We start from the raw sequence: 23,351 nt of genomic DNA, 5'->3' as shown, positions 1-23,351 counted from the left end.
CAGCCGGGCTCGGGGCTCAGGCCTCGCTCCGCAGCGGCAGGGTGCGCGCGCTCTCGAAACGGCGCGGCGCCCCGCTCAACGGATCGGTGAAGGCCACCTGGCTGGCCAGAAGTTGCAGCGGGGTGCTGAAGTCGTCGATGGCGACGGGCCGCACCACGGGGTAGAGCGGGTCACCGCTGATCGGCACGCCGAGCCCCCACATGTGCATGCGCAGCTGGTGGGTGCGCCCGGTGCGCGGGCTCAGCCGGTACACGGCGTCGGCGCCCAGCACGCTCTCCAGCTCGATGAGCGACTCCGCGTTGGCCGCGGCATCCGGGACCACCTCGGCCTGCATCGTGCCGCGCTGCTTGCCGAGGTGGTTGCGCACGGTGGCGGGCAGCGACAAATCCGGCCGGTGCGCGGCCAGGGCGTGGTACGTCTTGCCCACCTCGCCCCGCTGGAACATGGTCTGGTACGCGCCGCGCCAGCGCTTCTCGGTCGCCATGATCAGCAGGCCGGATGTCACCCTGTCCAGCCGGTGCAGCGGCGAGAGCTCTGGCAGACCCAGTTCGTCGCGGAGGCGCACGACGACGCTCTGCTGCACGTGCTTGCCGCGCGGAATCGTGGACAGGAAGGCCGGCTTGTCGATCACGATGAGCTGCTCGTCGCGGTGCACGACATGGATCCGCCCCGGCACCGGCGCCTCCTCACCGAGGTCACGGTGGAACCAGACGAAGGTGTGCGGTCGGTACGGGTCGGTGCCGACCGCCGGGGTTCCGCCCTCGTAGACGATGCGTTGCTCGGCCAGGAACGCCGGCACATCGATGAACTCGGAGAGCCGCTCGTGCAGCCAGGCACCCATGCTCGGCCAGGGGTCTGGCCGGGAACGATCGAGGTCCGGCGTGCGCATCCACGCGGCATCCAGCCCCAGTCTTTGCGGAAGTGGGGAACGTGGGGGCACCGAACGATCCTACGTTGTCGTGCCTGACACCGCGGAGTAGCGTTGCGCTCACGAAGGGGCCGCCCCTGGGGGTGAGGGTGCGCCGCCCGAAGCGCACGCCACTGGAGTAGAGGTGCGAGATGACGCACGTGGACCTGTCCCCCCTGAACGCGCTGGACGGCGACTTCGTCGTGCCGGGCCAGCCGGACTATGAAACGGTCCGGCACATCTGGAATGGGATGTTCGACAAGCGGCCGGCCGTCGTCATCCGCTGTGCCAGCCCGCATGATGTGGGCATCGGCGTCGCCCTGGCCCGAGACAACGGCCTGCCGTTGGCGGTGCGTGGCGGCGGCCACAGCGCCGCCGGCCACAGCACCGTCGATGACGGGGTCGTGCTGGACCTCGCGCCGATGCACGAGGTCGTCCTGGACGTGGAGAGCGGCATCGTCGCCGTCGGCGGTGGTGCCACCTGGGGCCAGGTGGATGCCGTCACCCAGCGGCACGGTCTGGCCGTGCCGGGCGGCGTCTACTCGAAGACGGGCGTGGGCGGCCTGGCGTTGGCCGGCGGCTACGGCTGGATCCGCAACAGCTATGGCTTCAGCTGTGCCAGTCTCGTCGGCGCCGAGCTCGTCACCGCCGATTCCTCCGTCGTGCGCACCGACGCCGAGCACCACCCGGACCTGCTCTGGGCGTTGCGCGGTGGCGGCGGCAACGTCGGCGTCGTCACCCAGTTCCTGTTCGAGGTGCACCCGGTCGGGCCCGAGGTCTACTTCCTGTTCGTCTTCCACGACGGCCGCGACGGCGGCATCCCGCGGGCGCTCGGCCTGTTCCGGGAGTTCTGCTCCACTGCGCCGAACAGCGTCAGCGCGCTCGCGTTCGCCGGAGTCGTCCCGGATGGCATGGAGGGCGTTGCGGCCGAGGCGTTCGGGCGGCCGTTCACCGCATTCGGGGCGGTCTTCCTCGGCGACCCGTCCGCCGGCGAGGAGGTGCTGCGCCCGCTGCACGATTTCGGGGTGCCGCTCTTCGACGCCTCTGGCACGACGAGCTACGTGCAGGTTCAGCAGATGTTCGACCCGGACTACCCCGCCGGCGAGCGGCACTACTGGAAGTCGGTGCAGCTGGAGGGCCTGGGTGATGAGGCGGTCGCCTTGATCGCCGACGCCGCGGTGCAGCCGGCATCCGACCTCAGCACCGTCGACGTCTGGCACCTCGGCGGCCGCACCCACGAGCCGATCGACGGCGCGATGCCGGTCACCTCCGCCGCGTATCTGATCAGCCCGGAGGCGAACTGGAGGGACGCCGACCGCGATGAGGAGAACATCGGTTGGGTCCGCGGCCTGGTCGCCGCGCTGCATCCGCTCTCCAATGGGGTGCGCTACCTCAACTTCGCCGGGTTCCAGGAGGAGGGCGACGAGTTGATGCGCAGCTCGCTCGCGCCCAACTACCAGCGGCTGGCCGAGGTGAAGGCGCGCTGGGACCCGCAGAACCTGTTCCGGCTGAACCAGAACGTGCCACCGGCGCCCGCATGATGCCCGGCCGCGCGCGATAGGCTCGGCGGCAGTATGAACGAGATCAGGATCGGCCGCTACCGGCACTACAAGGGCGGCCTCTACGACGTGATCGGGGTCGCCCGGCACTCCGAGACCGAGGAGGCGCTCGTCGTCTACCGCCCGCTCGCCGGCGAGAGCGGGCTGTGGGTGCGCCCGCTGGCCATGTTCCTCGAGACGGTGCTGGTGGACGGCGCAGATCTCCCCCGCTTCGCCCCGGTCGACCCGGCGGCGGAGTAGCGGTCAACCGGTCGATCCGGTCAGACGGTCACAGTGACTTCGTGGACCTCGTCGGCCGGATGCCCGGTGCGCTCGTGAATGCGCCGGACGGCATCCGCCGACGGCCCCTCTGACAGGCAGAACGCCCGCCCGCTCACCGGGTCGGCCCAGGCCTGCTTGAACTGCACTTTCTCGTCATCCTGGATCGCGACATCCGCGTTGTGTGCGGCCAGCAGCTGCTCGGGGGTAATGCCCTTCATGTTGTGGTGGACATCCATGAACTGAGTCATGAGCTTGCTTCTTCCTTGAGGATGAACGCAGCATTCGCTCGACGTTCGGCTCATGGTACGCCCGTGCGGTGACGACGGCGTGGGAGATTGGTCCGAGTGCTCCGGCTCGCGCTAGTCGGAGGCCGGCCGCTGGCGCTGCCTCTTCGTCTCCGAGCGCTGGCTCTTGGCGGCCAGCCGGCGCCGGTCCGACCCGCGGGTGGCCTTCGTCGCCCGCCGGCGCGGCCCGTCGGGGGCCAGGGCCCCGGCGAGCAACTCGGCGAGCTTGGCCAGGGCGATCTCGCGGTTGCGCAGCTGCGAGCGCTGCTCGGAGGCGGCCACGGTGACCACCCCGCCGACGAGCCGCCCCTGCAGCCGGTCGAGTATCCGCTGCCGTTGGCTCTCGGAGAGCACGCCGGAGCCCGCCACATTCCAGAACAGCTCGACCCTGCTGTCCGAGGTGTTCACGTGCTGACCGCCGGGGCCGGAGGAGCGTGAGAAGCGCCAGCCGAGTTCCGTCGCCGGAATCGTCAGCGCGGGCGACACCTCGAGATCCATGCCTCAAGCATGCACGCTCGCGGCGCCTAGCGCGCGCGTTTGCGCCAGGCCTTCCACGCCCCGGTGCTCCAGAGCGCCCACAGCACGAGCAGCGGCTGGAACAGCAGGCGGATGCCGCGGGCACGGTCGGAGTCCAGGCCGAAGGCGTCGGAGTGCGTCACGTACTGCGAGATGTTGCCGGGGAAGACCGCCACGAAGAACGCGGCGACCACCCAGCCGACGCTCACCCGGCGCTTCCGCAGCAGGAGCAACGCCATGCCGAGGGAGATCTCGACGACGCCGGAGGCCAGCACCACGACATCCTTGCCGGCCGGCAGCCAGTCGGGAACCTGCGCGGTGAACTCCTGCCGGGCGAACGTCAGGTGGCTGACCCCGGCGAAGACCAGGAACACGCCGAGTGCGACCCGTCCGACGGTGCGCGGAAGAGTGGACCGCAGTGCCACCTCGCGGTCAGCCATGCGCCGCAACCTCGAGCGCCAGCACCAGCACGCCGAGCAGGGCGAGGGCCAAGAGCACGGCGAGCTGCTGCCAGGGGCCGATCGCGGTGCGCCGAATCGCGAGGAACACGACCGCGACGAGCGTGGCGATGAGCAGGACGCTCGCGATGGTGAGCGCGGTTGTGACCGACCAGACGCCCACTGCAGCCAACACCAAGGCGAGGATCGGCAGCACGACGATCCCCACGGCGCCGACCGTGGAGCGGAGCATGTGCGTGACCTCCGCGCGGTCCGGCAGCGCGCTTCCCACGATCATGTGGGTGATCACCTCGGCGATGAATGCGGCCAACAGCACCCCGAACACCGTGATGGAGAGCGTCGTCGCCGCGGCCTGGCCGGTGAGGTCGTGGGCATGGGATTGCAGGGCGATGATCACCGCCAGACCGGTGAAGGTCACGTACACCTGCTCGCGCAGGCGGTCTGCAAGGTGCGTCTTCTTACTGCGGCGGTCTCCTGACACACCACGAGCCTAGTCCTGCGAGGGCGAGGGTCGCCGGGACCTCGCCCGCAGCTGCAGCGCGAAGAGGAAGCCGAGGGCGAGAAAGCCGGCGGCGGCGTAGAGCGAGGTGCGCGCGGCATCCGCGAAGCCGTCGGAGAGCGCGGTGGCGACGGCCGGGCCGGACTCCCCCAGTTTGCCGGTCGTGCCCTCCTCCCGAATCTGGCCGATCGTGCCTCCGGCGGAGAGCTCTGTCGCCTGCGCCAGCTGTTCGGCGGCTGCCGGCGGCAGGCCGGACACCGTCTCGAGCTGGGCCGGGATCGCCGTCGCCAACCCCGCCGCGAGCACCGCTCCGATGAGGGCGGTGCCGAGCGCCGAGCCGACCTGGCGCACCGTGCTCTGCGTCGCAGAGCCCTGGCCGGACTTCTCGGTCGGGATGTCGACCAGCACTGTTCCGGTCAGCTGGGCGGATGCCAGCCCGAGGCCGAGGCCGTAGACGACGAGCAGCAGGGCGATGAGCCAGGGCGCGGAGCCGGCGTGCAGGAACAGCGCCGTGAGCGTGACGCCGACGACCTCGATGCCCAGCCCGAGCAGCACGACGTTGGGGGCGCCCATCCGCTCGGAGAGGTGCCGCGCGGAGGCGCCGGAGAGGAAGGCGCCGACACCCATCGCGGCCAGCACCAGGCCGGCGCCGAGCGTCGTCAGCCCCATCGCGTTGACGATGAACAGCGGCAGCACGAACAGGAGGCCGAACTCGCCGATCGCCACGCAGAGCGCGGTCAGGTTGCCCCAGGTGAAGGTGGGCACCGAGAACAGCTTGAGGTCGAGGATCGCCGAGCGCCCGTTGCGGCCGCGGTGCCGCTCCCAGAACACGAACAGCACGATGCAGACGATGCCGATGAACCCGGCGACCGGCACCGGTGAGACGGGGGCGGATGTCGGCCACACCCAGCCGAAGACCTCGAACTCGGCGGTCGGCGCCCACCAACCGAGCGAACGCCCCTCGATCAGGGCGAACACGATGCCACCGAAGCCGATCGCGCTGAGCAGCAGGCCGTCGACGTCCAGGCCCGGCGAGGTGATGACGGCGCGGGTCTCGCTGACGGCGAGGAAGGCGCCGACCAGGATGATCGCGCCGAGCGGCAGGTTGACGATGAAGATCCACTGCCAGCTGAACGCGGTGGTCAACCAGCCGCCGAGCAGCGGCCCGAAGGCGGCCATGCCCGAGATGACGGCGCCCCAGATGCCGAAGGCCACCGCCCGGTCCCGCCCGCGGAAGGTGGCGTTCACCGTCGAGAGTGTGGTCGGCAGGATCAGCGCGCCGCCGACGCCCTGCACGAGGCGGGCGGCGATCAGCGTGCCGCCCGAGACGGAGAGGGCGGCGAGCAGGCTGCCCGTCATGAAGATCAGAATGCCGACGACGAGCATCCTGCGGCGTCCGAGTCGGTCGCCGAGCCGCCCGGCGGTGAGCAGCAGCGCCGCGAACACGACCGAGTAGATGCCGTTGACCCACTGCGCATCGCTCAGATCCAGGTGCAGGTCTTCGATGATGACCGGCAGCGCGACGCCGACGATGGTGCCGTCGAGCACGATCATCGACAGGGCCGCGGCCAGCACGCCCAGTCCGATCCAGCGGCGGCGCCCGGACTGCGGGGGCGTGATGGACTCGTTCTCCGCGCCGTGGGACGGTGCTTGTGACTGTGACTGTGACTGGAACTCTGCCATCGTGCGTCTCGCGGCCCGGAGCGGCCGCGTCCTTCCATCCCCCAGCCTAGGGATGGCGGGCTCAGCCGGCATCGCTCAAATGGTTGATCAGCCAGATGTGTGATGAGCGTCGCGCGGAGGCCCGCCAACGCCGGCATCCGAGAGCGCCCGCATCCAGCGGGTGAAGATTATAGACGATGACGCATACCTGGGCGATCCCCAAAATCTCCCTGATTGCCAGCGACCGCTTCCTGCGCGCCGCGATCCGCACAAACACGGCGAAGCGCGACGGTCGCGCGCATCGCGGCCTCGCCTGGCCGTGGCCGAAGGGGTTGAGCGCGGCCTGGGATGAAAGAAGGCTCTGAAAGTGGAACGGAGGTGGCGAGAACCGTCGCCTTGAGCTCCACTGAATTGTCAAGGAGAGCCATGTCGAACACAGAAGCGAACTTCGGCACTAACAACCCCGGCTTCGGCACGGATGTCAGCACCGATGACACGCGAAGCACCACCGAACGCGCCGCCGATGTCAAAGACGCCTCGCTTGCCGCCGGGCAGCACGTGGCCGAGGTCGCACAAGACGAGATCCACCGGGTTGGCACCGAGACGAAGAAGCAGGCCAGAGAACTGTACCGGGAGACGCAAGCAGAGCTTGCCGACCAGGCTGCCGCGCAGCAGAAGCGCGTCGCCACAGGCCTGCGCTCCTTCGGTGATGAGCTGGCGTCCATGGCCGCATCATCCGAGTCACCCGGCGTGGCCAGCGACCTCGCCCAGCAGGCCGCAACACGGGCGAGCAGCATCGCCGACTGGTTGGACCGCCGTGACCCCGGCTCGCTACTCAACGAGGTCAAGTCGTATGCACGCCGTCAGCCCGGCACGTTCATCGCCATCGCGGCTGCGGCAGGCGTTGTCGCGGGCCGCCTGACCCGTTCCATGATCGCCGACAACGCCGATCAGCAGCCCACTGGATCTGCGGCGCCCCCGCACTCGGCGACGTCAACGGCCCCCCGCTCGACGGCTGCGCCGACGCCCGCGACACCCCCGTCCCCGTCTGATCCGCTCGCGCCGCCGGCATGGCCGTCGACATCGGTTGGGGGGTCGTGATGAGTGATCTTCCAACCCCGTCCGAGCGCAAGGCCGAGGAGACTTCGCTCGGCGACCTGCTCGGAGAAGTCACCCGCGACGTTTCCACTCTCATCCGCCAGGAACTCGAGCTGGCGAAGGCGGAGGTCCGCCAGACGGCCACCCGGGCCGGCAAGAGCGCGGGGATCCTCGGTGGGGCCGGCTACACAGCCCACCTCACGGTGCTCTTCCTCTCGTTCGCCGCCTGGTGGGGCCTCGGCCATGTCATGGACATCGCCTGGGCAGCTTTGGTGATCGCCGTGATCTGGGGCATCGTGGCGGCCATCCTCTACTCGATCGGCCGCCGCGAGATGAAGTCGGTGCGCGGTGCGCCCCGCACCGTCGACTCCCTGAAGAAGATTCCAGACGCACTCAAAAGAAACGAGGAAGACCGATGAGCACCCCCACACCCGCCAGTGACGACCCCCGCGTCATCCAGGCCCAGCTTGAAGACACCCGCCGCGAACTCGGCAGCAACGTCGACGCCCTCGTCGACAAGGTCACACCGAGCAAGATCATGCACCGCCAAGGCAACAAGGTGAAGAGGGCGTTCGGCACCCTCAGCGACACGCTCATGGGCTCGGCGTCCGACGCCCAGGACGCGGTGGGCGATGCCGCCGACCACGTCTCCGGTGCCGCACATCATGCCGCAGCGCAGGCCAAGGGCAACCCGCTCGCCGTCGGACTCATCGCGTTCGGCGCTGGCCTCCTCGCCGCATCGCTGATCCCGGCAAGCACCGCCGAGAAGAAGATCGCCGCAAACGTGAAAGATGCCGCGGAGCCACTGGCCCATGAACTCGCGGACGCGGCCACGGAGGTGGGAGAGCATCTCAAGCAGCCGCTTGCGGATGCCGCTGAAGCCGTGAAAGAGACGGCGACGGATGCCGCGACCACGGTGCAGCACGAGGCCGCATCCTCGGCCTCGGACGTCAAGGAGCAGGCGACCGGGCCCGGGCAGGACACCGGCGTGTAGGAGCGCAGCTGCCCCGCCGCCCGTCGACGAGAACCGAGGAGGGCCCCGTGGCTCGTGATTCCGCCAGTGACAAGCACCGTGCCGCGCCGGCGCCGGATGATCCGCGCAAGCCTGATTCTCCGGCGAGGGTCGCCGCCCCCACGTGGAAGTACGCGATTCGCAAGACGATCCGCGAGTTCTCGGCCGACCAGTGTCTGGATTTGGCGGCCTCGCTCACCTTCTACGCGGTGCTGTCGATCTTCCCTGCCCTGATCGCGCTGGTCTCGCTGCTGGGCGTGGTCGGCCAGGGCGAGCGCGCGGCCGACACCATCCTCTCCCTCATCGACGAGGTGGCGCCCGGCGGCACCGCCGACACGCTGCGCGGCCCGATCGAGAGCTTCAGCTCCTCGTCGAGCGCCGGGCTCGCGCTCGTCGTCGGTGTCGTTCTGGCCGTCTGGTCGGCCTCCGGCTACGTCGGCGCGTTCAGCCGGGCGATGAACAGGATCTATGAAGTGCAGGAGGGGCGCCCCTTCTGGAAGCTGCGCCCCGTGCAGCTCGGCGTCACGATCGCCGCCATCCTGCTCATGCTCGTGATGATCGTGATCGTGATCGTGTCCGGACCGGTCGCCACCGCCATCGGCAACACCCTCGGCATCGGTGAAACGGCACAGCTCGTGTGGGCGATCCTCAAATGGCCGGTGCTGGCGGTGGCAGCCGTGCTGGTTGTCGCGCTGCTGTACTACGCCACGCCCAACGCAAAGCAACCCAAGTTTCGCTGGATCAGCCTGGGCGCGCTGCTGGCGCTGGTGACGCTGCTGGTGGCGTCGTTCCTGTTCGGGCTGTACGTGACGAACTTCGCCAACTACGACCGCAACTACGGCTCACTGGCCGGTGTCATCGTCTTCTTGCTCTGGCTGTGGATAGCCAACATCGCCCTGCTGTTCGGCGCCGAATTCGACGCCGAGCTGGAGCGGAGCCGGCAGTTGCAGGCCGGAATCGCCGCGGAGGAAGAGATCCAGCTGCCGCCGCGCGACACCCGCAAGAGCGACAAGGCCGCCGAGAAGGAGCGCGCCGACATTGCGGCCGGCCGCCGCATCCGTGAACAGAACGAACACCCCGAGACACCCCACTGACGCAGAGAAAGGCACGACCATGTACTTCCACGTTCAACGCCTCATCAACGACATTGCACAAGACGAGCCGGATCCGGCAGCGGCCAACGCGCTGCAAGAGGGCCTCGGGGGTCAGTTCGGGGAGATGCGCACCATGATGCAGTACCTCTTCCAAGCCATGAATTTTCGCGGACCGGCGGCGAAGCCCTATCGTGACCTCTTGCAGGGCATCGGAACGGAGGAAATCAGTCACGTCGAGCTCATCGGCACCACCATCTCGCGCCTGCTCGACGGCTCGCCGCGCTATCGCGGCCGGCCCGATGAGCCGCTGGACAAGCCGGGTGCCGGGGGTGCGATCCCCCTCGAGATTGCGCTGGACCACGGCAACATCCACCACTATCTGGTGGGCGCCCAAGGCGCTCTCCCTGTGGACGCCGCGGGCAACCCGTGGAGCGGCAGCTACGTCTACAACTCAGGAAACCTCCCACTCGATCTGCTCTACAACCTGATGTTGGAGTCCACCGGGCGTTTGCAGAAGTGCCGGATCTACGAGATGACCGACAACAAGACCGCGCGTTCGACGATCGCCTACCTGATCGTGCGCGACCAGGCGCATGAGATCGCCTATGCCAAGGCCCTGGAGACGCTGGGGGTGAAGTGGAACGCCCTCTTGCCGATTCCGAAGACCAACGCCGAGGCGTTTCCCGAAGTGAAGAAGCTGTTGGACCTCGGGCTGCACAACAAGCAGTACACCTTTGACCTCGCCACCCAGTCCGAGGCCGGAAAGATCTTCCAAGGCGCGTCGCCGGCTGGCGATGGCTCGACCCTTGTCGCCGACGAACAAGCGCCAGAGGGTGTGCCGTCGACGATCTCGGTTGAGCGCCCCGAGGAGTTCGCCCCGGGGTTGGACCCGGCCCTCCTCGAGTTGATCCAGGCCACGGCAGACCTGGAGATGACGGCGGTTGACGCGAGTTTCGGGCCAGTGAGTTCGAGATGAGGGCCCTCACCTGGCAGGCCAAACGCTCCGTCAGCGTCGAAGAGGTGCCCGACCCGGTCATCGAGCAGCCCACCGACGTCGTCATCCGCATCACCTCGACCGCGATCTGCGGATCCGACCTGCACCTCTACGAATTGCTCGGTCCGTTCCTGTCTCGCGGCGATGTTCTCGGTCACGAGTCGATGGGCATCGTGGAGGAGGTGGGCGCGGCAGTGCGCACGCTCACCGCGGGCGATCGCGTGGTCATCCCCTTCGTCATCGCCTGCGGCGAGTGTTTCATGTGTCGGCGGGGGCTCAGCACTCAGTGCGAGACCACCCAGGTGCGCGCACATGGCAGCGGGGCAAGCCTGTACGGCTACACCGAGCTGTACGGCTCGGTTCCGGGCGGCCAGGCGGAGCGTTTGCGGGTGCCGCTCGCCGACGCCAACGCACGCAAGGTCGGCCACGACTTGCCCGATGCGCGCTACCTGTTTCTCAGCGACATCCTCCCCACTGCCTGGCAAGGTGTCATCTATGCCGGGCTCCCGGATGACGGCGTGCTCGGCGTGTTGGGGCTCGGCCCGGTCGGCCAGCTGGCCGGGCGCATCGCCCGGCACCTCGGGCACCGCGTGCTGGCCGTCGAGCCTGTGCCCGAGCGCCGGCTGATGGCTGAGCGCTACGGCATCGAAACCATGGACCTCACCGCGGACGCGGCCGAGCAGTTGCGGGCGGGCACTGAGGGGCGGGGCCCGGACGCGATCATCGACGCCGTCGGCATGGAAGCCCATGGCGCCCCCGCCGCCGGGCTGGGCCAGGCGATTGTCGGCATGCTTCCAGACCCTGTTGCCAACGTCGTCATGAACACGACCGGGATCGACCGGCTGAGCGCCATGCACCTCGCCTTCGACGCGGTGCGCCGCGGCGGCACGGTGTCACTCAGCGGGGTCTACGCCGGCGAGTCCGATCCGACGCCCTTCAAGTCACTCTTTGACAAGCAGGTCGCGATCCGCATGGGCCAGTGCAATGTGCATCGCTGGATCGACGAGCTGATGCCGCTGGTCGAAGACCCGGCCGACCCGCTGGGCCTCGAAGACCTGGTGACGCACCGCGCCCCATTGGAGCGTGCGCCGGAGATGTACGAGCTGTTCCAGAAGAAGGAGCGTGGCTGCGTCAAGGTCGTGCTCAGCCCCTGAGCATCCCGCGGGCGGGCTGCCTGAGCAGCCCGCCCGCGCGTTCTCAGCTACTGAGGGCGGCCGTCGGAGAGGTGCGGGCCGCGCGCACGGCCGGCAGCAGGCCGGCGATCGCCCCGACCACGGCCGTGACGGCGACTCCGGCCACCAGCACCTCCGGCGGGATCGCCAGTGCCCAGCCGTTGGCCCGGGCGGCGATCGCCGTGATGAGCCAGCCGAGGGCGGTGCCGGCGAGCCCGCCGGCGGCGGCCAACAGCACCGCCTCCAGCAGGAACTGCTGCCGGATGTGCCGTCTGGTTGCTCCGAGCGAGCGGCGCAGGCCGATCTCGCGGCGCCGCTCCAACACGGAGATGACCATGGTGTTCGCCACGCCGATGCCGCCGACGAGCAGCGCGATCGAGCCGACGCCGACGAGCAGCCCAGTGAACGCCTGGTCAACCGTGTTCTTGGCGGCGAGGGCATCCGATGGCCGGCTCACCTTGACCGCGCTGGGCTTCTCCGGGCTGAGGGTGGGCGGCAGCAGCGTGCGCACGGCGCCGACGCGCGCGTCATCCGAGCGCTCGTAGATCGTCGTCGGGTTGCCGGTGTGCCCGAACAGCTGCCGCGCGACCGGCTCGCCGATCAGCGCCATCGAGTCGAGCTCTGGCACGAGCACCGAGGAGTCGAGGATGCCGAGCACCGAGAAGTGCGCCCCGCCGAGCCAGACCAGGGAGCCGGGGCTCTGGATGCCGAGTCGCTCGGCCGCGGCCCGGCCGAGCACGACGGTCGGGTACTGTGCTGTCGCCTCGTTCAGCCAGGCGCCGGTGAGCATCTGGGTACCCGTCGCGTCCAGCAGCTCGAGGTCGGCGGCGGCAACGCTCAGGCCGCCGGTGCGCGAGGGCGCGATCTCGGAGTTGCGGTAGACGTTCACGTCGGCGAGTGCCGCCGTCGACCCGGCGTGCTGCACACCGGGGATCCGGCGGATGGCGGCCACGGCCCCCTCGGCGAGCGGCACCTCCTGGCCGAGCAGGTCGGAGCCGCCGGTGACGGTGAGCAGGTTGGTGCCGAGCTCCGAGAGCCGTTCCTTGACGAGCGCCTGGCTCGACGTGGAGATGCCGATCACCGCGATCATCGCCGCGATGCCGATGGCGATGCCGAGCGAGGAGAGCACCGCGCGCAGCGGTCGCGCGCGCAGACCGTGGAATCCGAGCGCGAGCAGGTCGCCGGGGCGCAGCCGTGAGCGGGCCGGTGCCGCCCCTGGCCGGCTTGCCCGTGGCCGGCTCACGCCGCCACCCCGCGCTCGTCGGCCACGATCTCGCCGTCGCGCAGGCGAACCTGGCGCGGCATCCGTTCGGCCAGCTCCTGGTCGTGCGTGATGACGACGACGGTCGTGCCGGAGCGGTTCAGCTCGGCCAGGATCTCGACCACGCCGGCGCCGGCCTTCGTGTCGAGGCTGCCTGTCGGCTCATCGGCCAGCAGCAGGCTCGGCTCGCCGACCACGGCCCGCGCGATGGCGACCCGCTGCCGCTCGCCGCCGGAGAGTTGGCGGGGGTGGTGCCGCAGCCGGTCGCCGAGGCCGACGCGGCGCAGAGCCACCTCGGCCTTGCGGCGCCGCTCGCGGGCCGGCATCCCGGTGTAGAGCAGGCCGGTCGCCACGTTGTCGAGGGCGGTGACGCCGTCGGAGAGGTGGAACTGCTGGAACACGAATCCGATCGCATGGGCGCGCAACGCCGAGAGCTCGGCGTCGCTCATCCGGTTGACTTCGTGCCCGGCGATGCGGGTGTCCCCGGCGCTGGCGCGGTCGAGCGAGCCGATGATGTTGAGCAGGGTCGACTTGCCGGAGCCGCTCGGCCCGACGATCGCCAGCATCTCCCCCGCGGCGATGCGGAGGTCGACTCCGTTCAGGGCCACCGTCGGCGGGGAGCCGTACGCACGTGTCACCGCGCGCAGTTCGACGACATGTTCGGCCGCGGCGTCCTCGCTCATTTGGCGACCACCACGGTGTCGCCCTCGGCCAGCGTGCCGCCGGTGACGGCGACAAGGCCGTCGGCGAAGGCGCCGAGCGTGACGGGGACCACTGTTCGGGTGTGACCGGATGCTGCCGCAGCGCGCACGACCTCGACGGCGAATCCTCCGCCGGGCTGGGCGAGCAGGGCGCCGACGGGCAGCAACAGCACGTCGGCCGCCTTGGTCTGGGTGAGGAGCACGCTGACCGAGACGTTGTCGAGTGCGGCGGCGGCATCCGTGTCGTCCAGCGTGATGCTCACGGGGATCTTCATGCTCTTGCCGCTGCTGCCGTCGCGTTCGACGGGTGCACCGGCAGCCGCGACGGTGCCCGTCGTCTGGGCGCCGCCCGGCAGCGCGATGCTGACGCTGGCGCCGACCGCGACGAGGTCTTGGTTGGCGGTGTCGACGAACGCCTGCACCTCTTTGGCGGTGCCGGTGGTCGAGACGATCGCGGCGCCGGCCGCATCGCCGATGGCGGCCGTGGGCTCCTGGATACGGAGGTCCGCGGGCGCGAAGGCGATCCGGCCGAGCTCGACCATGCCCGTCTGCTCGAGGCCGAGGGACTTCTGCCAGCGCTCGATGGCGGCCTCGGTGCTGCCGGCGAACTCCTCGTCCGGCTCGCGCTCGAAAAAGCCGAGGGCGGCCAGGCTGCGCTCCAGCTGCAGCACGTCGGCGCCGTCCGTCATGCCCGCGGAGAAGGCGCGCCAAACGGGCAGCTCCCCGTGCAGCAGCACGACGGGGCTGTCGTCCACCCGGAATAGCTCGCCGCCGACGGTGACGACGCTGCCCGCGCCCGGCAGGCCGGTGACGATGCCGGGCAGCACGGTGCCGAGCTCGCGGGGGGCGCCGTACGAGAGCGTGCCCGGCGCGCGCACCAGCTCGGTGAGGTCGCCGCGGCTGACCAGTGCGGTCTCCACCTCGACCGGGGCCGGCCCGGCCGCGCCGCTCTTCGGCGGTTGGGCGAGCAGGATGGCCGCCGCGGCGACCGCGGCCACGAGCAGACCGGCGACGCTCAGCAGGAGCACCCGCTTGCCGCGACGCCGGGTGCCCGCGACGGGGCCGTTCACAGTGGGGCTATCCGCGGCGGGGCTGTTCGCGGCGGGGCTGTTCTCGGCACTCATTCCGCACCGAAGTCTGCGTAGGCCTCGGCAGAGCAGGCGTCGACGACCTCGATGTCGGTCTCCGGCCCGAAGGCGGGGCTCAGTCCGCCGGATCCCTTCACCGGGTCGGGGTAGTCATAGCCGGCCTCGCGCATGCACGCGGCGAAGAGCAGCTGGGCGTCGAACAGCTCCTCCTCGCTGGGCAGGCTCTCGTCGACGGGCGCCTCGCCGACCTGCTCCGTGCAGGCCGCGTAGGCCTTGTCGAACTCGGCCATGTCGAACTGGGAGGTGTCGATGGCCTCCGAGGAGCCGTCGGCGGAGACCTGCGCGGTCAGGTCGAAGCCGGCATCCAGCATGCAGTCGTCCATGTTCTGCCGCCACTCGGCGATCGAGACATCCAGCGAGCCGGACTCCAGCTCCGGGTCTCCGGCGGAGGCCGGCGCACAGGCGCTCAGGCTGAGGAGCAGGAGGGCAGCGGTCGCGGCGGCGACGGCGGTTCGGCGAGCGGGGGTGGTGGGGAGCATGTTGGCATCCTTCGTCGGTTCTCCGGCGTCGAGTGAGCCGGCAGTGACCACTCCAGCAGGGGGCAGGTTTCGAGAGGGTAAAGGGCAGCGCTTACCTTTCTCTAACCTCGGGTCTGCTTGACTCTCCGGAGGGGATCAAGCGGAAGCAGGGTGAACGGCGCGTGAGAGTACTGATCGTCGAGGACGAGGAGTTCCTCGCCGACGCCATCCGCGCCCGGCTCGAGATGGACGCCATCGCCGCCGACATCGTCGGCGACGGGGATGCCGCGCTGCTCGCGGTCGCCGTCAACGACTACGACCTGGTGCTGCTGGACCGGGACATCCCGGGCACCCACGGCGACGACGTCTGCCGGGCACTTGCCGCCGACCCCGAGGGGCCCGCGGTCCTCATGCTGACCGCCGCCGGGCGCCTCGACGACAAGGTCGCCGGGCTGGAGCTCGGCGCCGACGACTACCTGGCCAAACCGTTTGAGTTCCCCGAGCTCATCGCCCGGCTGCGCGCGCTGAACCGGCGCCAGTTCAGCTCGCACCCGCCCGTGCTCGAACGAAACGGCGTTCGGCTCGACCCGTTCCGACGCGAGGTGACCTGCCAGGGGCGGTATGTCGCACTCACGCGCAAGGAGTTCTCTGTGCTCGAGTTGCTGCTGAAGGCGGGCGGCGGCGTGGTCAGTGCAGAGACCATCCTCGAGAAGGCCTGGGACGAGAACGCCAACCCGTTCACCCAGACCGTCAAGGTGACGATCAGCACCCTGCGCCGCAAGCTGGGCGACCCCGGCATCATCACCACGGTTTCTGGAGCCGGCTATGCGATCCGCTGAGGCCGCTGGGCCGGGCATCCGCCGCTATCGGGCAACCGTGCGCACCCGGCTCGCGCTGACCTACTCGGCGCTGCTCACCGGCGCGGGCATCGCCATGCTCACGGTGGTCTACCTCGTGATGCGCTTCCTCCCCAGCTACGAGCTGGTGGCCGCCCCCACCGTGCCCGCACAGTCGCTGGTGCCGACCGACTCGACGTCGGCCGTCATCCCGGACCCCGGCATGGCCGGCGAACCCGCTGCAACCGTCACCCCGAGCTCGGCACTCGTCATCACCTCGACCGAGCAGATGTTCAACCTGTTGTTGGTCATCTCGGTGGTGGTGCTCGTGGTGCTCGCCATCGTCGGCATCGCTGTCGGCTGGGCCGTCGCCGGGCGGGTGCTCGCCCCGCTGCAGTACATCAACAGCGCCGCCAGCCGGGCCGCACACGGCGACCTCAGCCAGCGCATCGGGCTGACCGGCCCGCGCGACGAGATCTCGGAGCTGGCCGCGAACTTCGACGACATGCTGGCGCAGCTGGAGCGCTCCTTCGCCGCCTCGAAGCGGTTCGCGTTGAACGCCTCGCACGAGCTGCTCACCCCGTTGGCCACGACCCGGGCGATGCTGGATGTCGCGCTCGCGCAGCGCCAGGACGCGGAGGACCGGCAGGTCTTCGACCGGCTCCGGGTGATGAACGAGCGCAGCATCGAGACGGTGGAGGCGCTGCTCGACCTCGCCCAGATCCAGTCGTCGACGGCCCCGCCCGAGCCGGTCGACCTGGCGCAGGCCGCGGCCGCGGTTGTCGAGAGCGCCGCGGCGGAGGCTGCAGAGCGCGGTGTCCGGGTCGAGCTCGAGCTGGAGCCGGCCACGATCGAGGCTGAGCCGGTGCTGGTACGCCAGCTGCTGACGAACCTCGTGCACAACGCGATCCGGCACAACGTGGACGGCGGCGGGTTCCTGCACGTGAAGACGCGGGCGGATGCCGCGGGCGCCACGATCGAGCTCGCCAACAGCGGCGCCGTACTCGGCGCCGCCGACGTCGCCGCGCTCACGGAGCAGTTCACCCGGGTCGCCGGCCGCACCACCAGCTCCTCCGCGCGCGGCCACGGTCTCGGCCTGTCGATCGTTGCCGCGATCGTCGACCGCTTCGAGGCCACGCTGGAGCTGACCCCCCGCCCCGGCGGCGGTCTCCTGGTGCGCGTGACGGTTCCCGCCGCCGCCTGAGCTGCCGGCCGGCAGCGCCGCCCGTTCTGCGCCACTTCCTGCGCTCTACGCCCGTTCAGCTGGCGCGATTCCGGCTGAACTGGCGTAGGCGGCCGGGCCGGCTACGCCGGCATCCGCCCGCCGCCTGAGCGGCTAGCTCTCGGGGATCGGCTCCTTGGGCAGCTTCCGCACGCGCGCACGGCGGCGGCGGCGCTCCGGCACCATCGAGCGCATCTCGTCGAGCTTGCCGAAGCAGAGCAGTCTGTCCCCCGCCTCCAGCACCAGGTCGGCCTTGGGGTTGGGCAGCACGGCCGTGCCGCGGTGCACCGTCAGCACGGTGATGTCGCGGTCACCGAGCCCGGAGGCCGCCATCGTCTTGCCGACGAAGTCCGCGTTGCCGTAGACCACGATCTCGGCCACGCCGTAGCCGGTCGAGACGCTGAGCCGCTGGCGCACGTCGATCTCGGGGAAGCCGACCTGGTCGGCGATGTAGTCGATGATCGCGCCGGCCACGTCGAGTCCGGTCGCCCGCTCGATGCCCTCGAGCCCTGGCGAGGAGTTGACCTCCATGATCAGGGGGCCGTCGTTGCCCTCGAGCATGTCGACACCGGCCACGCGCAGGCCCATGATCTGCGCGGCCCGCACGGCGGCGCGGGTGTACTCCGGCGTCAGCTCGACGGCCTCCACCGTGCCACCGCGGTGCACGTTCGAGCGGAACTCATCGCCGCTGGCGACCCGGCGCATCGCGGCGACGACGCGGTCGCCGACGACGAGGGCGCGGATGTCGCGGCCCTTGCTCTCGGAGATGAAGCTCTGGATCAGCACGTTCTGCTTGGTCGAGTGCAGTGTCTCGATGATCGCCTCGGCGATCTTCACCTCGGGGGCGAGGATGACGCCGATGCCCTGGGTGCCCTCGAGCAGCTTGATGACGACCGGCGCCCCGCCGACGCGTTCGATGGCCAGGCGCACGTCGGCCCGGCTGTGCACGAAGGCCGTCGCGGGCATCGCGATCTCGTGGCGGGAGAGGATCTGGCTGGCCCGCAGCTTGTCGCGCGCGTTGCTGATGCCGTTGGCCGTGTTGGGCGTGTAGACGTCCATCTGCTCGAACTGGCGCACAACGGCGGTGCCGAAGTAGGTGATCGAGTTGCCGATGCGCGGCAGGATCGCGTCATAGTCCGAGAGCAGGCGGCCCCTGTACTGCAGGTCAGGCTCGGCCCCGGAGAGGTCAATCGCGAAGCGAAGCGTGTTCAGCACCTTGACCCGGTGGCCGCGTTGAAGAGCCGCGGCCCGGAGCCTTTGTGTCGAGTAAGAGTGAGGGGCGCGCGAGAGGATAGCGAGTTTCAACTGTGGAGCCTGCCAAGATGAAGGAGTGAGTGAACCTGTCTATTCAAACACCATAGCGGGCTGGCGCGAGTGGGTCCGTCTGCCGGGCATCGGTGTGCCCTGGATCAAGGCCAAGCTCGACACCGGCGCCCGGAGCTCGGCCCTGCACGCCTTTGACATCGAGGAGTTCAGCGGAGACACCGGCGATTGGGTGCGCTTCCGGGTTCACCCGTGGCAGAAGTCCGAGTCGGATGCCGTCACGGTCGAGTGCCCCGTGCACGACCGCCGCACGGTGCGCAGTTCGTCCGGTCATGTCGAGGAGCGCATTGTCGTACTCCTCAATGTCGAGATCCACGGGCGCACCGTCACCGCCGAGACGACGCTGACCAACCGCGACCAGATGGGATTCCGCATGCTGATCGGGCGCGAGGCGCTTCGCCAGGGATTCCTCGTCGACTCGGACAAGTCCTTCCTCGGCGGCCGCGCGCCGCGTGAGGTCCGCCGCCAGAACCGAGGGCGCGCCTAACAGCTCGCGGGCGTAAAATCCGCCCTGCCGGCACCGTCAAGCTGCCCGCAGAATCGGAGACGATCATGTCCAAGTTTGCTGTGATTTACACCTCACCGGAGACGGTCGAATCGGCGGTGTCGAACTTATCTCCCGAAGAGGAGGCCGCGAGCACCCAGGCGTGGATCGAGTGGTCGTCGCGCGTCGGCAAGAACCTCGCCGACTTCGGCGCCCCGCTCGGCAACGGCAAGCACGTCGCGCCGTCCGGCGTCACCGACGCCCCTGTTGGAGTCAGCGGCTACTCGTTCATCGAGGCCGACAGCCTCGACGAGGCCGTGGCGATGATGGACGGGCACCCGCACCTCATGACGCCGGGCGCCACCATCCAGGTGTACGAGGTGCTCGCGGTCCCGGGCATGTAGGAGCCCGCGCTCCCGTGGCCTGCCGCGGGAGCTGGAAGCCGCTTCACACGCCGGCGGCCGCTGCCGGTTGGATGGCAGCGCGCACCAGGCGCAGCTGCAGCGCAATGCCGGGCCTCACCGGAAGCAGTGCGGAGCGCTGCGCCTTGATTCCGTCGACGGATGCCAGCAGCAGGACGGCCAACTCCGCGCTTGCGGTCGCGATTCCGGAGAGACGAATCTCACCGCGAACCTCGGCCGCATCCAACGCGTCCCGGAGGAGGTCGCTGAGCCGTAGCCGCGCGCCCAGCACCACGTCGCCGACGAGTTCGGCGCTGGCGTCAAAGAGCTCCGCCCCGTGCGGACTCGCCGCGATCTGCTCGACGAGACCCTCGAAGTAGGCCACGAGAGCGGCCTCGATTCGCTCGAAGACATCGCCGGGCTGGCCGAGCTCGGCCTCCACGAGCGCCATGACCGCGGCATGGGTGCGCACGGCGCCGGAGCGGAAGACGTCCTCCTTGTTCGCGAAGTGGAGGTAGAGGGCCGCCCGGGACATCCCAGCCGCGCGGGCGATGTCTTGCATCGACGTCTTCTGAAAGCCGTACGTGCAGAAGACGGGGAGCGAGGAGTCGAGGATGTGGGCGGACTTGGCGTCGGGGGTGGGCACACTCGATATTGACACTTTCGTCTGAAAGTGTCAATCTGTCAGTCGCGTGCCGCGCGCACTGCCGCGGCACCCCTCCCGACCGACAAGGACACCTCAGCGTGACGTCATCCGCCACCCCCTCCGAGCTCGCCGAGACTCCCGTGCTCGCCGACCCCAGAGCCGAGCAGATTCGCGATCGAGAGCGCGCCCGCCTGCAGGCCCTCGTCGAGGGCGATATCGCTGCGGCGAGCGCACTGCACGCCGACGACTTCCAGCTCGTGACACCCATCGGGGCCCTCCTCACCAAGGCGCAGTACCTCGGCGCGGTCTCCGCCGGCGAGATCGACTACCTCGCGTGGGAGCCGGGCCCGATCGAGGTTCGACTCGCCGGCCCGGTGGCGACGATCCGCTACCGCGCCGAACTCGAAGTCGTATTCGGCGGGCACCACGTCGCGCGCACCGGCTACTGGCACACCGATAGCTATGAGCTCAACGAGGGCGGCTGGCAGGCCGTCTGGTCCCAGGCAACCGAGATTCGGTAGCAGTCGACGCGGCGGCGGTGCTAGCCGGCCCGCACGATCAGCGCGCCCCCGGCCGCTCCCACCGAGGCGAGGATGTCGGCCGTGTCGACGATCATGCGCTGCATCGCCTCGGCCGCCCGGGTGAGCGCGACGTCGCCGCGGTGGGCGAGGCTGATCGAGCGGGTCAGTCGGGGCGCGCTGAGGCGCACCGAGCAGAGCCCCGGTCGGTCGGCGAGCACCATCGCCGGCACGACGGCGACGCCGAGCCCGCGTTCGACGCAGCGCAGCACGGCATCCATCTCGGAGCCCTCGAGCACGATCTGCGGGCTGAGCCCGGCCTCCGCGAAGGCCTGCATCGTGGCGGCGCGCAGGTCGTAGTTCTCGTGGAAGGTAATCTGCGGCAGCGCCGCCAGCTCGGCGAGGGTGATGGACGTGCGATCGCCGAAGTGCGCGCCGTGCGCGGCGGAGACCACGACGAGCTCCTCGGTGAGCAGCGGGATGCGGCGGAGGCCCGTCGACGGGCCCGGCCCGTCCTCGGTGGTGGTGATCAGTGCCAGGTCGAGCGCGCCGCCGGCCAGCTCCTCGAGCAGTCCGCGGGAGCCGCCCTCCGTCAGGTGCAGCTGGATTCCGGGGTACGCCGCGTGGAAGGCGGTCAGCACCTCGGCGACGAGGCTGATGCAGAGCGTCGGCGTCGCGCCGAGCCGCACCCGCCCCGAGCGGAGCCCAGCCAGCTCCTGCATCTCGTAGCGCACGGCCTCGGCATCCGCGAGCATGCGCTTGGCCAGCGGCAACAACGACTCGCCGGCCGCCGTGAGCGTGATATTGCCGCGCACCCGGTGGAACAGCGGGGCGCCGAGGTCGGCCTCCAGCGTGGAGATCTGCCGGCTGAGCGAGGGCTGGGCGAGGTGGAGCTGCGCGGCTGCGCGGGTGAAGTGCCCGGTCTGGGCCACCTCGACGAAGCTCTGCAACTGTTCCAGGTTCATGCCGACAGCCTACGTTCTCTTCATAGCTAAAGGACATCGAATCGACTCGAATGATTCATTGGACTAATGGATGAGCAATTCTTAGCGTTGAACGCATGAGTTCATCACCTGAGAATGAAAAGCAGATCTCGACCACCGTGCTGGTGATCGGCACGGGCGGCTCCGGCCTGCGGGCGGCCATCGAACTGGCCGAGATGGGCGTCGACGTGCTCGCCGTCGGCAAGCGGCCCCGCAACGATGCGCACACCTCCCTCGCCGCCGGCGGCATCAACGCCGCCCTCGGCACCATGGACGAGGAGGACTCCTGGCAGCAGCACGCCGCCGACACCATCACCGAGAGCTACAACCTCGCCAACCCTCACACCGTCGAGATCGTCGCCCGCGGCGCCGAGCAGGGCATCCGCGACCTCGAGCGCTACGGCATGAACTTCGCCCGCGAGGACGACGGGCGCATCTCGCAGCGCTTCTTCGGCGCGCACACCTTTCGCCGCACCGCCTTCGCCGGCGACTACACCGGCCTCGAGATCCAGCGCACCCTGGTCGGCCGTGCCGAACAGCTGGACGTGGCCATCCTCGACTCCGTCTACATCACCCGCCTGCTGGTGAGGGGCAACCAGGTCTTCGGCGCCTACGGCTTCGACATCAACACCGGCACCCGCTACCTGATCCATGCGGATGCCGTCATCCTCGCCGCCGGCGGGCACAACCGCATCTGGCGCCGCACCTCCTCCCGCCGCGACGAGAACACGGGCGACTCGTTCCGCCTCGCCGTCGAAGCCGGCGCGCGCCTGCGCGACCCGGAGCTGGTGCAGTTCCACCCGTCCGGCATCATCGAGCCCGAGTCGGCCGCCGGCACCCTGATCTCGGAGGCGGCCCGCGGCGAGGGCGGCATCCTGCGCAACGCCAACGGCGAGCGCTTCATGGAGCGCTACGACCCGGAGCGGATGGAACTCTCCACCCGCGACCGGGTGGCACTGGCCGCGTACACCGAGATCAAGGAGGGCCGCGGCACGGCGAACGGCGGCGTCTGGCTCGACGTCTCCGAGCTGCCCCGCTCGGTGATCATGGAGCGCCTCCCCCGCGTCTACCAGACCATGATGGAGCTGCAGATGCTCGACATCACCGAGCAGCCGATCGAGATCGCGCCCACCGCGCACTACTCGATGGGCGGCGTCTGGGTGCGCCCGGAGGACCACAGCACCGATGTCGACGGCCTGTACGCGATCGGCGAGGCCTCCAGCGGCCTGCACGGCGCCAACCGCCTCGGCGGCAACTCGCTCATCGAGCTGCTCGTCTTCGGCCGCATCGTCGCCCGGGCCGCCGCCGCGTACTCGGCCGGCTTGGACTCGCAGCCGCGCTCGGCCGAGGCCCTCGCCGGGGCCCGCGCCGAGATCAGCGACCTTCTCGCCGCCGACGGCCACGAGAACGTGCGCGCCCTGCAGCGCGCCATCCGCAACATGATGACCGAGCACGCCGGCGTGGTGCGCGACGAGGCCGGGCTGAAAGCTGGCCTCGCCGCCCTCGACGAGATCGAGGCGCGCATGGCCGGCATCGGCATCCACCCCGACATCGCCGGTTACCACGACCTGGCCCACGCCTTCGACCTCAAGGCGTCGGCGCTGGCCGCCCGCGCCACCCTGGAGGCGGCGCTCGAGCGGCGCGAGACACGCGGATGCCACAACCGCAGCGACTACCCGCTGACCGACCCCGCACTGCAGGTGAACCTGGTCTGGTCGCCGAGCACCGGTGTCGTGCGCGAGGAGATCCCGCCCGTGCCGGAGGAGATCGCCGCCTACATGCAGGAGGTCTCGGCCGCCGGCAAGCTCGTCGAGTAGCGCGCCTTGTGCAGGGGTGGGGGCTTGCCAGCGGGCC

The 23,351-nt window shown here is 69.9% G+C and carries 28 protein-coding genes; 15 read left to right on the top strand and 13 right to left on the bottom strand.

Translation table 11 applies throughout. The annotated features are described in order from the left end of the window. Window positions 1-16 precede the first annotated feature (16 nt). The gene (locus tag GY24_RS01805; protein WP_193953476.1) at window positions 17-940 is read right to left on the bottom strand and encodes a pseudouridine synthase; all 924 of its coding nucleotides are present in this window, start codon (window positions 938-940) and stop codon (window positions 17-19) included. Window positions 941-1,059: 119 nt separating this feature from the next. Between GY24_RS01805 and GY24_RS01800 the strand changes: the two genes are divergently transcribed. Together GY24_RS01800 and GY24_RS01795 are read left to right on the top strand one after the other, a co-directional pair. Continuing rightward, window positions 1,060-2,448 carry an FAD-binding oxidoreductase gene (locus tag GY24_RS01800; protein WP_104474098.1) on the top strand — a complete coding sequence of 463 codons (1,389 nt, stop codon included), beginning with the start codon at window positions 1,060-1,062 and terminating at the stop codon, window positions 2,446-2,448. 33 nt (window positions 2,449-2,481) lie between these two features. Further along, entirely contained in the window at window positions 2,482-2,706 is a 225-nt protein-coding gene (locus tag GY24_RS01795) for a DUF1653 domain-containing protein (RefSeq protein ID WP_104474097.1), read from the top strand. 20 nt (window positions 2,707-2,726) lie between these two features. Here the strand turns inward: GY24_RS01795 and GY24_RS01790 are convergent, their stop codons facing one another. The 5 genes from GY24_RS01790 to GY24_RS01770 all read right to left on the bottom strand — a co-directional run bounded on the left by GY24_RS01790 (window position 2,727) and on the right by GY24_RS01770 (window position 6,167). Next, window positions 2,727-2,975, bottom strand: coding sequence for an SCO4226 family nickel-binding protein (locus GY24_RS01790; protein ID WP_104474096.1), 249 nt, complete (start codon window positions 2,973-2,975; stop codon window positions 2,727-2,729). Between the two features lie 111 nt (window positions 2,976-3,086). Continuing rightward, window positions 3,087-3,509: an alternative ribosome rescue aminoacyl-tRNA hydrolase ArfB gene (arfB, locus tag GY24_RS01785; RefSeq protein ID WP_104474095.1), complete on the bottom strand. Its 423-nt coding sequence runs from the start codon at window positions 3,507-3,509 to the stop codon at window positions 3,087-3,089. Between the two features lie 26 nt (window positions 3,510-3,535). Beyond that, window positions 3,536-3,967, bottom strand: a complete 432-nt coding sequence (locus GY24_RS01780) for a DoxX family protein (protein ID WP_104474094.1) — start codon at window positions 3,965-3,967, stop codon at window positions 3,536-3,538. Beyond that, on the bottom strand, window positions 3,960-4,466 hold the full coding sequence (locus tag GY24_RS01775) for a hypothetical protein (RefSeq protein WP_133161084.1): 507 nt from the start codon (window positions 4,464-4,466) through the stop codon (window positions 3,960-3,962). Before GY24_RS01775 ends, GY24_RS01780 begins: the two co-directional genes overlap by 8 nt. A 9-nt stretch (window positions 4,467-4,475) precedes the next feature. Continuing rightward, window positions 4,476-6,167, bottom strand: coding sequence for a DHA2 family efflux MFS transporter permease subunit (locus GY24_RS01770; RefSeq protein WP_104474092.1), 1,692 nt, complete (start codon window positions 6,165-6,167; stop codon window positions 4,476-4,478). Window positions 6,168-6,343: 176 nt separating this feature from the next. Here GY24_RS01770 and GY24_RS17575 point away from each other — a divergent pair, with 176 nt between their 5' ends. The 7 genes from GY24_RS17575 (at window position 6,344) to GY24_RS01740 (ending at window position 11,498) form a co-directional block, all read left to right on the top strand. Then, the gene (locus GY24_RS17575; protein WP_161498660.1) at window positions 6,344-6,511 is read left to right on the top strand and encodes a hypothetical protein; all 168 of its coding nucleotides are present in this window, start codon (window positions 6,344-6,346) and stop codon (window positions 6,509-6,511) included. 61 nt (window positions 6,512-6,572) lie between these two features. After that, window positions 6,573-7,247 (top strand): hypothetical protein, encoded by a 675-nt coding sequence (locus GY24_RS01765; protein ID WP_104474091.1) that lies wholly within the window; start codon window positions 6,573-6,575, stop codon window positions 7,245-7,247. Continuing rightward, the gene (locus GY24_RS01760; protein ID WP_104474135.1) at window positions 7,247-7,663 is read left to right on the top strand and encodes a phage holin family protein; all 417 of its coding nucleotides are present in this window, start codon (window positions 7,247-7,249) and stop codon (window positions 7,661-7,663) included. Before GY24_RS01765 ends, GY24_RS01760 begins: the two co-directional genes overlap by 1 nt. Further along, window positions 7,660-8,238 (top strand): DUF3618 domain-containing protein, encoded by a 579-nt coding sequence (locus tag GY24_RS01755; RefSeq protein ID WP_104474090.1) that lies wholly within the window; start codon window positions 7,660-7,662, stop codon window positions 8,236-8,238. The genes GY24_RS01760 and GY24_RS01755 overlap by 4 nt, the downstream gene beginning before the upstream one ends. 47 nt (window positions 8,239-8,285) lie before the next feature. Beyond that, the gene (locus GY24_RS01750) at window positions 8,286-9,350 is read left to right on the top strand and encodes a YihY/virulence factor BrkB family protein (protein ID WP_104474089.1); all 1,065 of its coding nucleotides are present in this window, start codon (window positions 8,286-8,288) and stop codon (window positions 9,348-9,350) included. Window positions 9,351-9,369: 19 nt separating this feature from the next. Then, a complete protein-coding gene (locus GY24_RS01745) occupies window positions 9,370-10,326 on the top strand; it encodes a manganese catalase family protein (RefSeq protein ID WP_104474088.1) in 957 nt (318 codons plus the stop codon). Then, window positions 10,323-11,498 carry an alcohol dehydrogenase catalytic domain-containing protein gene (locus GY24_RS01740; protein WP_104474087.1) on the top strand — a complete coding sequence of 392 codons (1,176 nt, stop codon included), beginning with the start codon at window positions 10,323-10,325 and terminating at the stop codon, window positions 11,496-11,498. The genes GY24_RS01745 and GY24_RS01740 overlap by 4 nt, the downstream gene beginning before the upstream one ends. 43 nt (window positions 11,499-11,541) lie before the next feature. On the opposite strand, the gene GY24_RS01735 is transcribed toward GY24_RS01740, so the two are convergent. Genes GY24_RS01735 through GY24_RS01720 form a run of 4 tightly spaced genes read right to left on the bottom strand, consistent with a single transcriptional unit; the run spans window position 11,542 to window position 15,105 of the window. After that, on the bottom strand, window positions 11,542-12,759 hold the full coding sequence (locus tag GY24_RS01735) for an ABC transporter permease (RefSeq protein WP_104474086.1): 1,218 nt from the start codon (window positions 12,757-12,759) through the stop codon (window positions 11,542-11,544). Continuing rightward, a complete protein-coding gene (locus GY24_RS01730; protein WP_104474085.1) occupies window positions 12,756-13,460 on the bottom strand; it encodes an ABC transporter ATP-binding protein in 705 nt (234 codons plus the stop codon). The genes GY24_RS01735 and GY24_RS01730 overlap by 4 nt, the downstream gene beginning before the upstream one ends. Continuing rightward, window positions 13,457-14,602, bottom strand: a complete 1,146-nt coding sequence (locus GY24_RS01725) for a peptidoglycan-binding protein (RefSeq protein ID WP_104474084.1) — start codon at window positions 14,600-14,602, stop codon at window positions 13,457-13,459. The genes GY24_RS01730 and GY24_RS01725 overlap by 4 nt, the downstream gene beginning before the upstream one ends. Next, a complete protein-coding gene (locus GY24_RS01720) occupies window positions 14,599-15,105 on the bottom strand; it encodes a hypothetical protein (RefSeq protein ID WP_133161083.1) in 507 nt (168 codons plus the stop codon). Before GY24_RS01720 ends, GY24_RS01725 begins: the two co-directional genes overlap by 4 nt. Window positions 15,106-15,266: 161 nt before the next feature. On the opposite strand from GY24_RS01720, the gene GY24_RS01715 reads away from it, so the two are divergent. Beyond that, window positions 15,267-15,923 carry a response regulator transcription factor gene (locus tag GY24_RS01715; RefSeq protein ID WP_104474082.1) on the top strand — a complete coding sequence of 219 codons (657 nt, stop codon included), beginning with the start codon at window positions 15,267-15,269 and terminating at the stop codon, window positions 15,921-15,923. Beyond that, window positions 15,910-17,124: a sensor histidine kinase gene (locus GY24_RS01710; protein WP_104474081.1), complete on the top strand. Its 1,215-nt coding sequence runs from the start codon at window positions 15,910-15,912 to the stop codon at window positions 17,122-17,124. The genes GY24_RS01715 and GY24_RS01710 overlap by 14 nt, the downstream gene beginning before the upstream one ends. Window positions 17,125-17,256: 132 nt before the next feature. Here the strand turns inward: GY24_RS01710 and rimK are convergent, their stop codons facing one another. After that, complete coding sequence (gene rimK, locus GY24_RS01705) at window positions 17,257-18,447, bottom strand: 30S ribosomal protein S6--L-glutamate ligase (RefSeq protein WP_104474080.1); 1,191 nt, start codon at window positions 18,445-18,447, stop codon at window positions 17,257-17,259. Window positions 18,448-18,472: 25 nt separating this feature from the next. On the opposite strand from rimK, the gene GY24_RS01700 reads away from it, so the two are divergent. Together GY24_RS01700 and GY24_RS01695 are read left to right on the top strand one after the other, a co-directional pair. Continuing rightward, a complete protein-coding gene (locus GY24_RS01700; RefSeq protein ID WP_104474079.1) occupies window positions 18,473-18,952 on the top strand; it encodes an ATP-dependent zinc protease family protein in 480 nt (159 codons plus the stop codon). A gap of 65 nt (window positions 18,953-19,017) precedes the next feature. Then, entirely contained in the window at window positions 19,018-19,353 is a 336-nt protein-coding gene (locus GY24_RS01695) for a YciI family protein (RefSeq protein ID WP_104474078.1), read from the top strand. A gap of 43 nt (window positions 19,354-19,396) precedes the next feature. On the opposite strand, the gene GY24_RS01690 is transcribed toward GY24_RS01695, so the two are convergent. Continuing rightward, on the bottom strand, window positions 19,397-19,996 hold the full coding sequence (locus tag GY24_RS01690; protein ID WP_161498659.1) for a TetR/AcrR family transcriptional regulator: 600 nt from the start codon (window positions 19,994-19,996) through the stop codon (window positions 19,397-19,399). Between the two features lie 98 nt (window positions 19,997-20,094). Between GY24_RS01690 and GY24_RS01685 the strand changes: the two genes are divergently transcribed. Next, window positions 20,095-20,517, top strand: coding sequence for a nuclear transport factor 2 family protein (locus GY24_RS01685; protein WP_202972898.1), 423 nt, complete (start codon window positions 20,095-20,097; stop codon window positions 20,515-20,517). 20 nt (window positions 20,518-20,537) lie between these two features. Here the strand turns inward: GY24_RS01685 and GY24_RS01680 are convergent, their stop codons facing one another. Continuing rightward, complete coding sequence (locus GY24_RS01680) at window positions 20,538-21,479, bottom strand: LysR family transcriptional regulator (RefSeq protein ID WP_104474076.1); 942 nt, start codon at window positions 21,477-21,479, stop codon at window positions 20,538-20,540. 95 nt (window positions 21,480-21,574) lie between these two features. On the opposite strand from GY24_RS01680, the gene GY24_RS01675 reads away from it, so the two are divergent. Further along, window positions 21,575-23,314, top strand: a complete 1,740-nt coding sequence (locus tag GY24_RS01675; protein ID WP_104474075.1) for an L-aspartate oxidase — start codon at window positions 21,575-21,577, stop codon at window positions 23,312-23,314. The last annotated feature ends 37 nt before the right edge of the window (window positions 23,315-23,351 follow it).

Source organism: Microterricola pindariensis (assembly GCF_002936985.1).
In the GTDB taxonomy this organism is placed as follows: domain Bacteria; phylum Actinomycetota; class Actinomycetes; order Actinomycetales; family Microbacteriaceae; genus Microterricola; species Microterricola pindariensis.
Note: the sequence above shows the minus strand (reverse complement) of the source record. Positions and strands in the feature narration are given on the sequence as shown.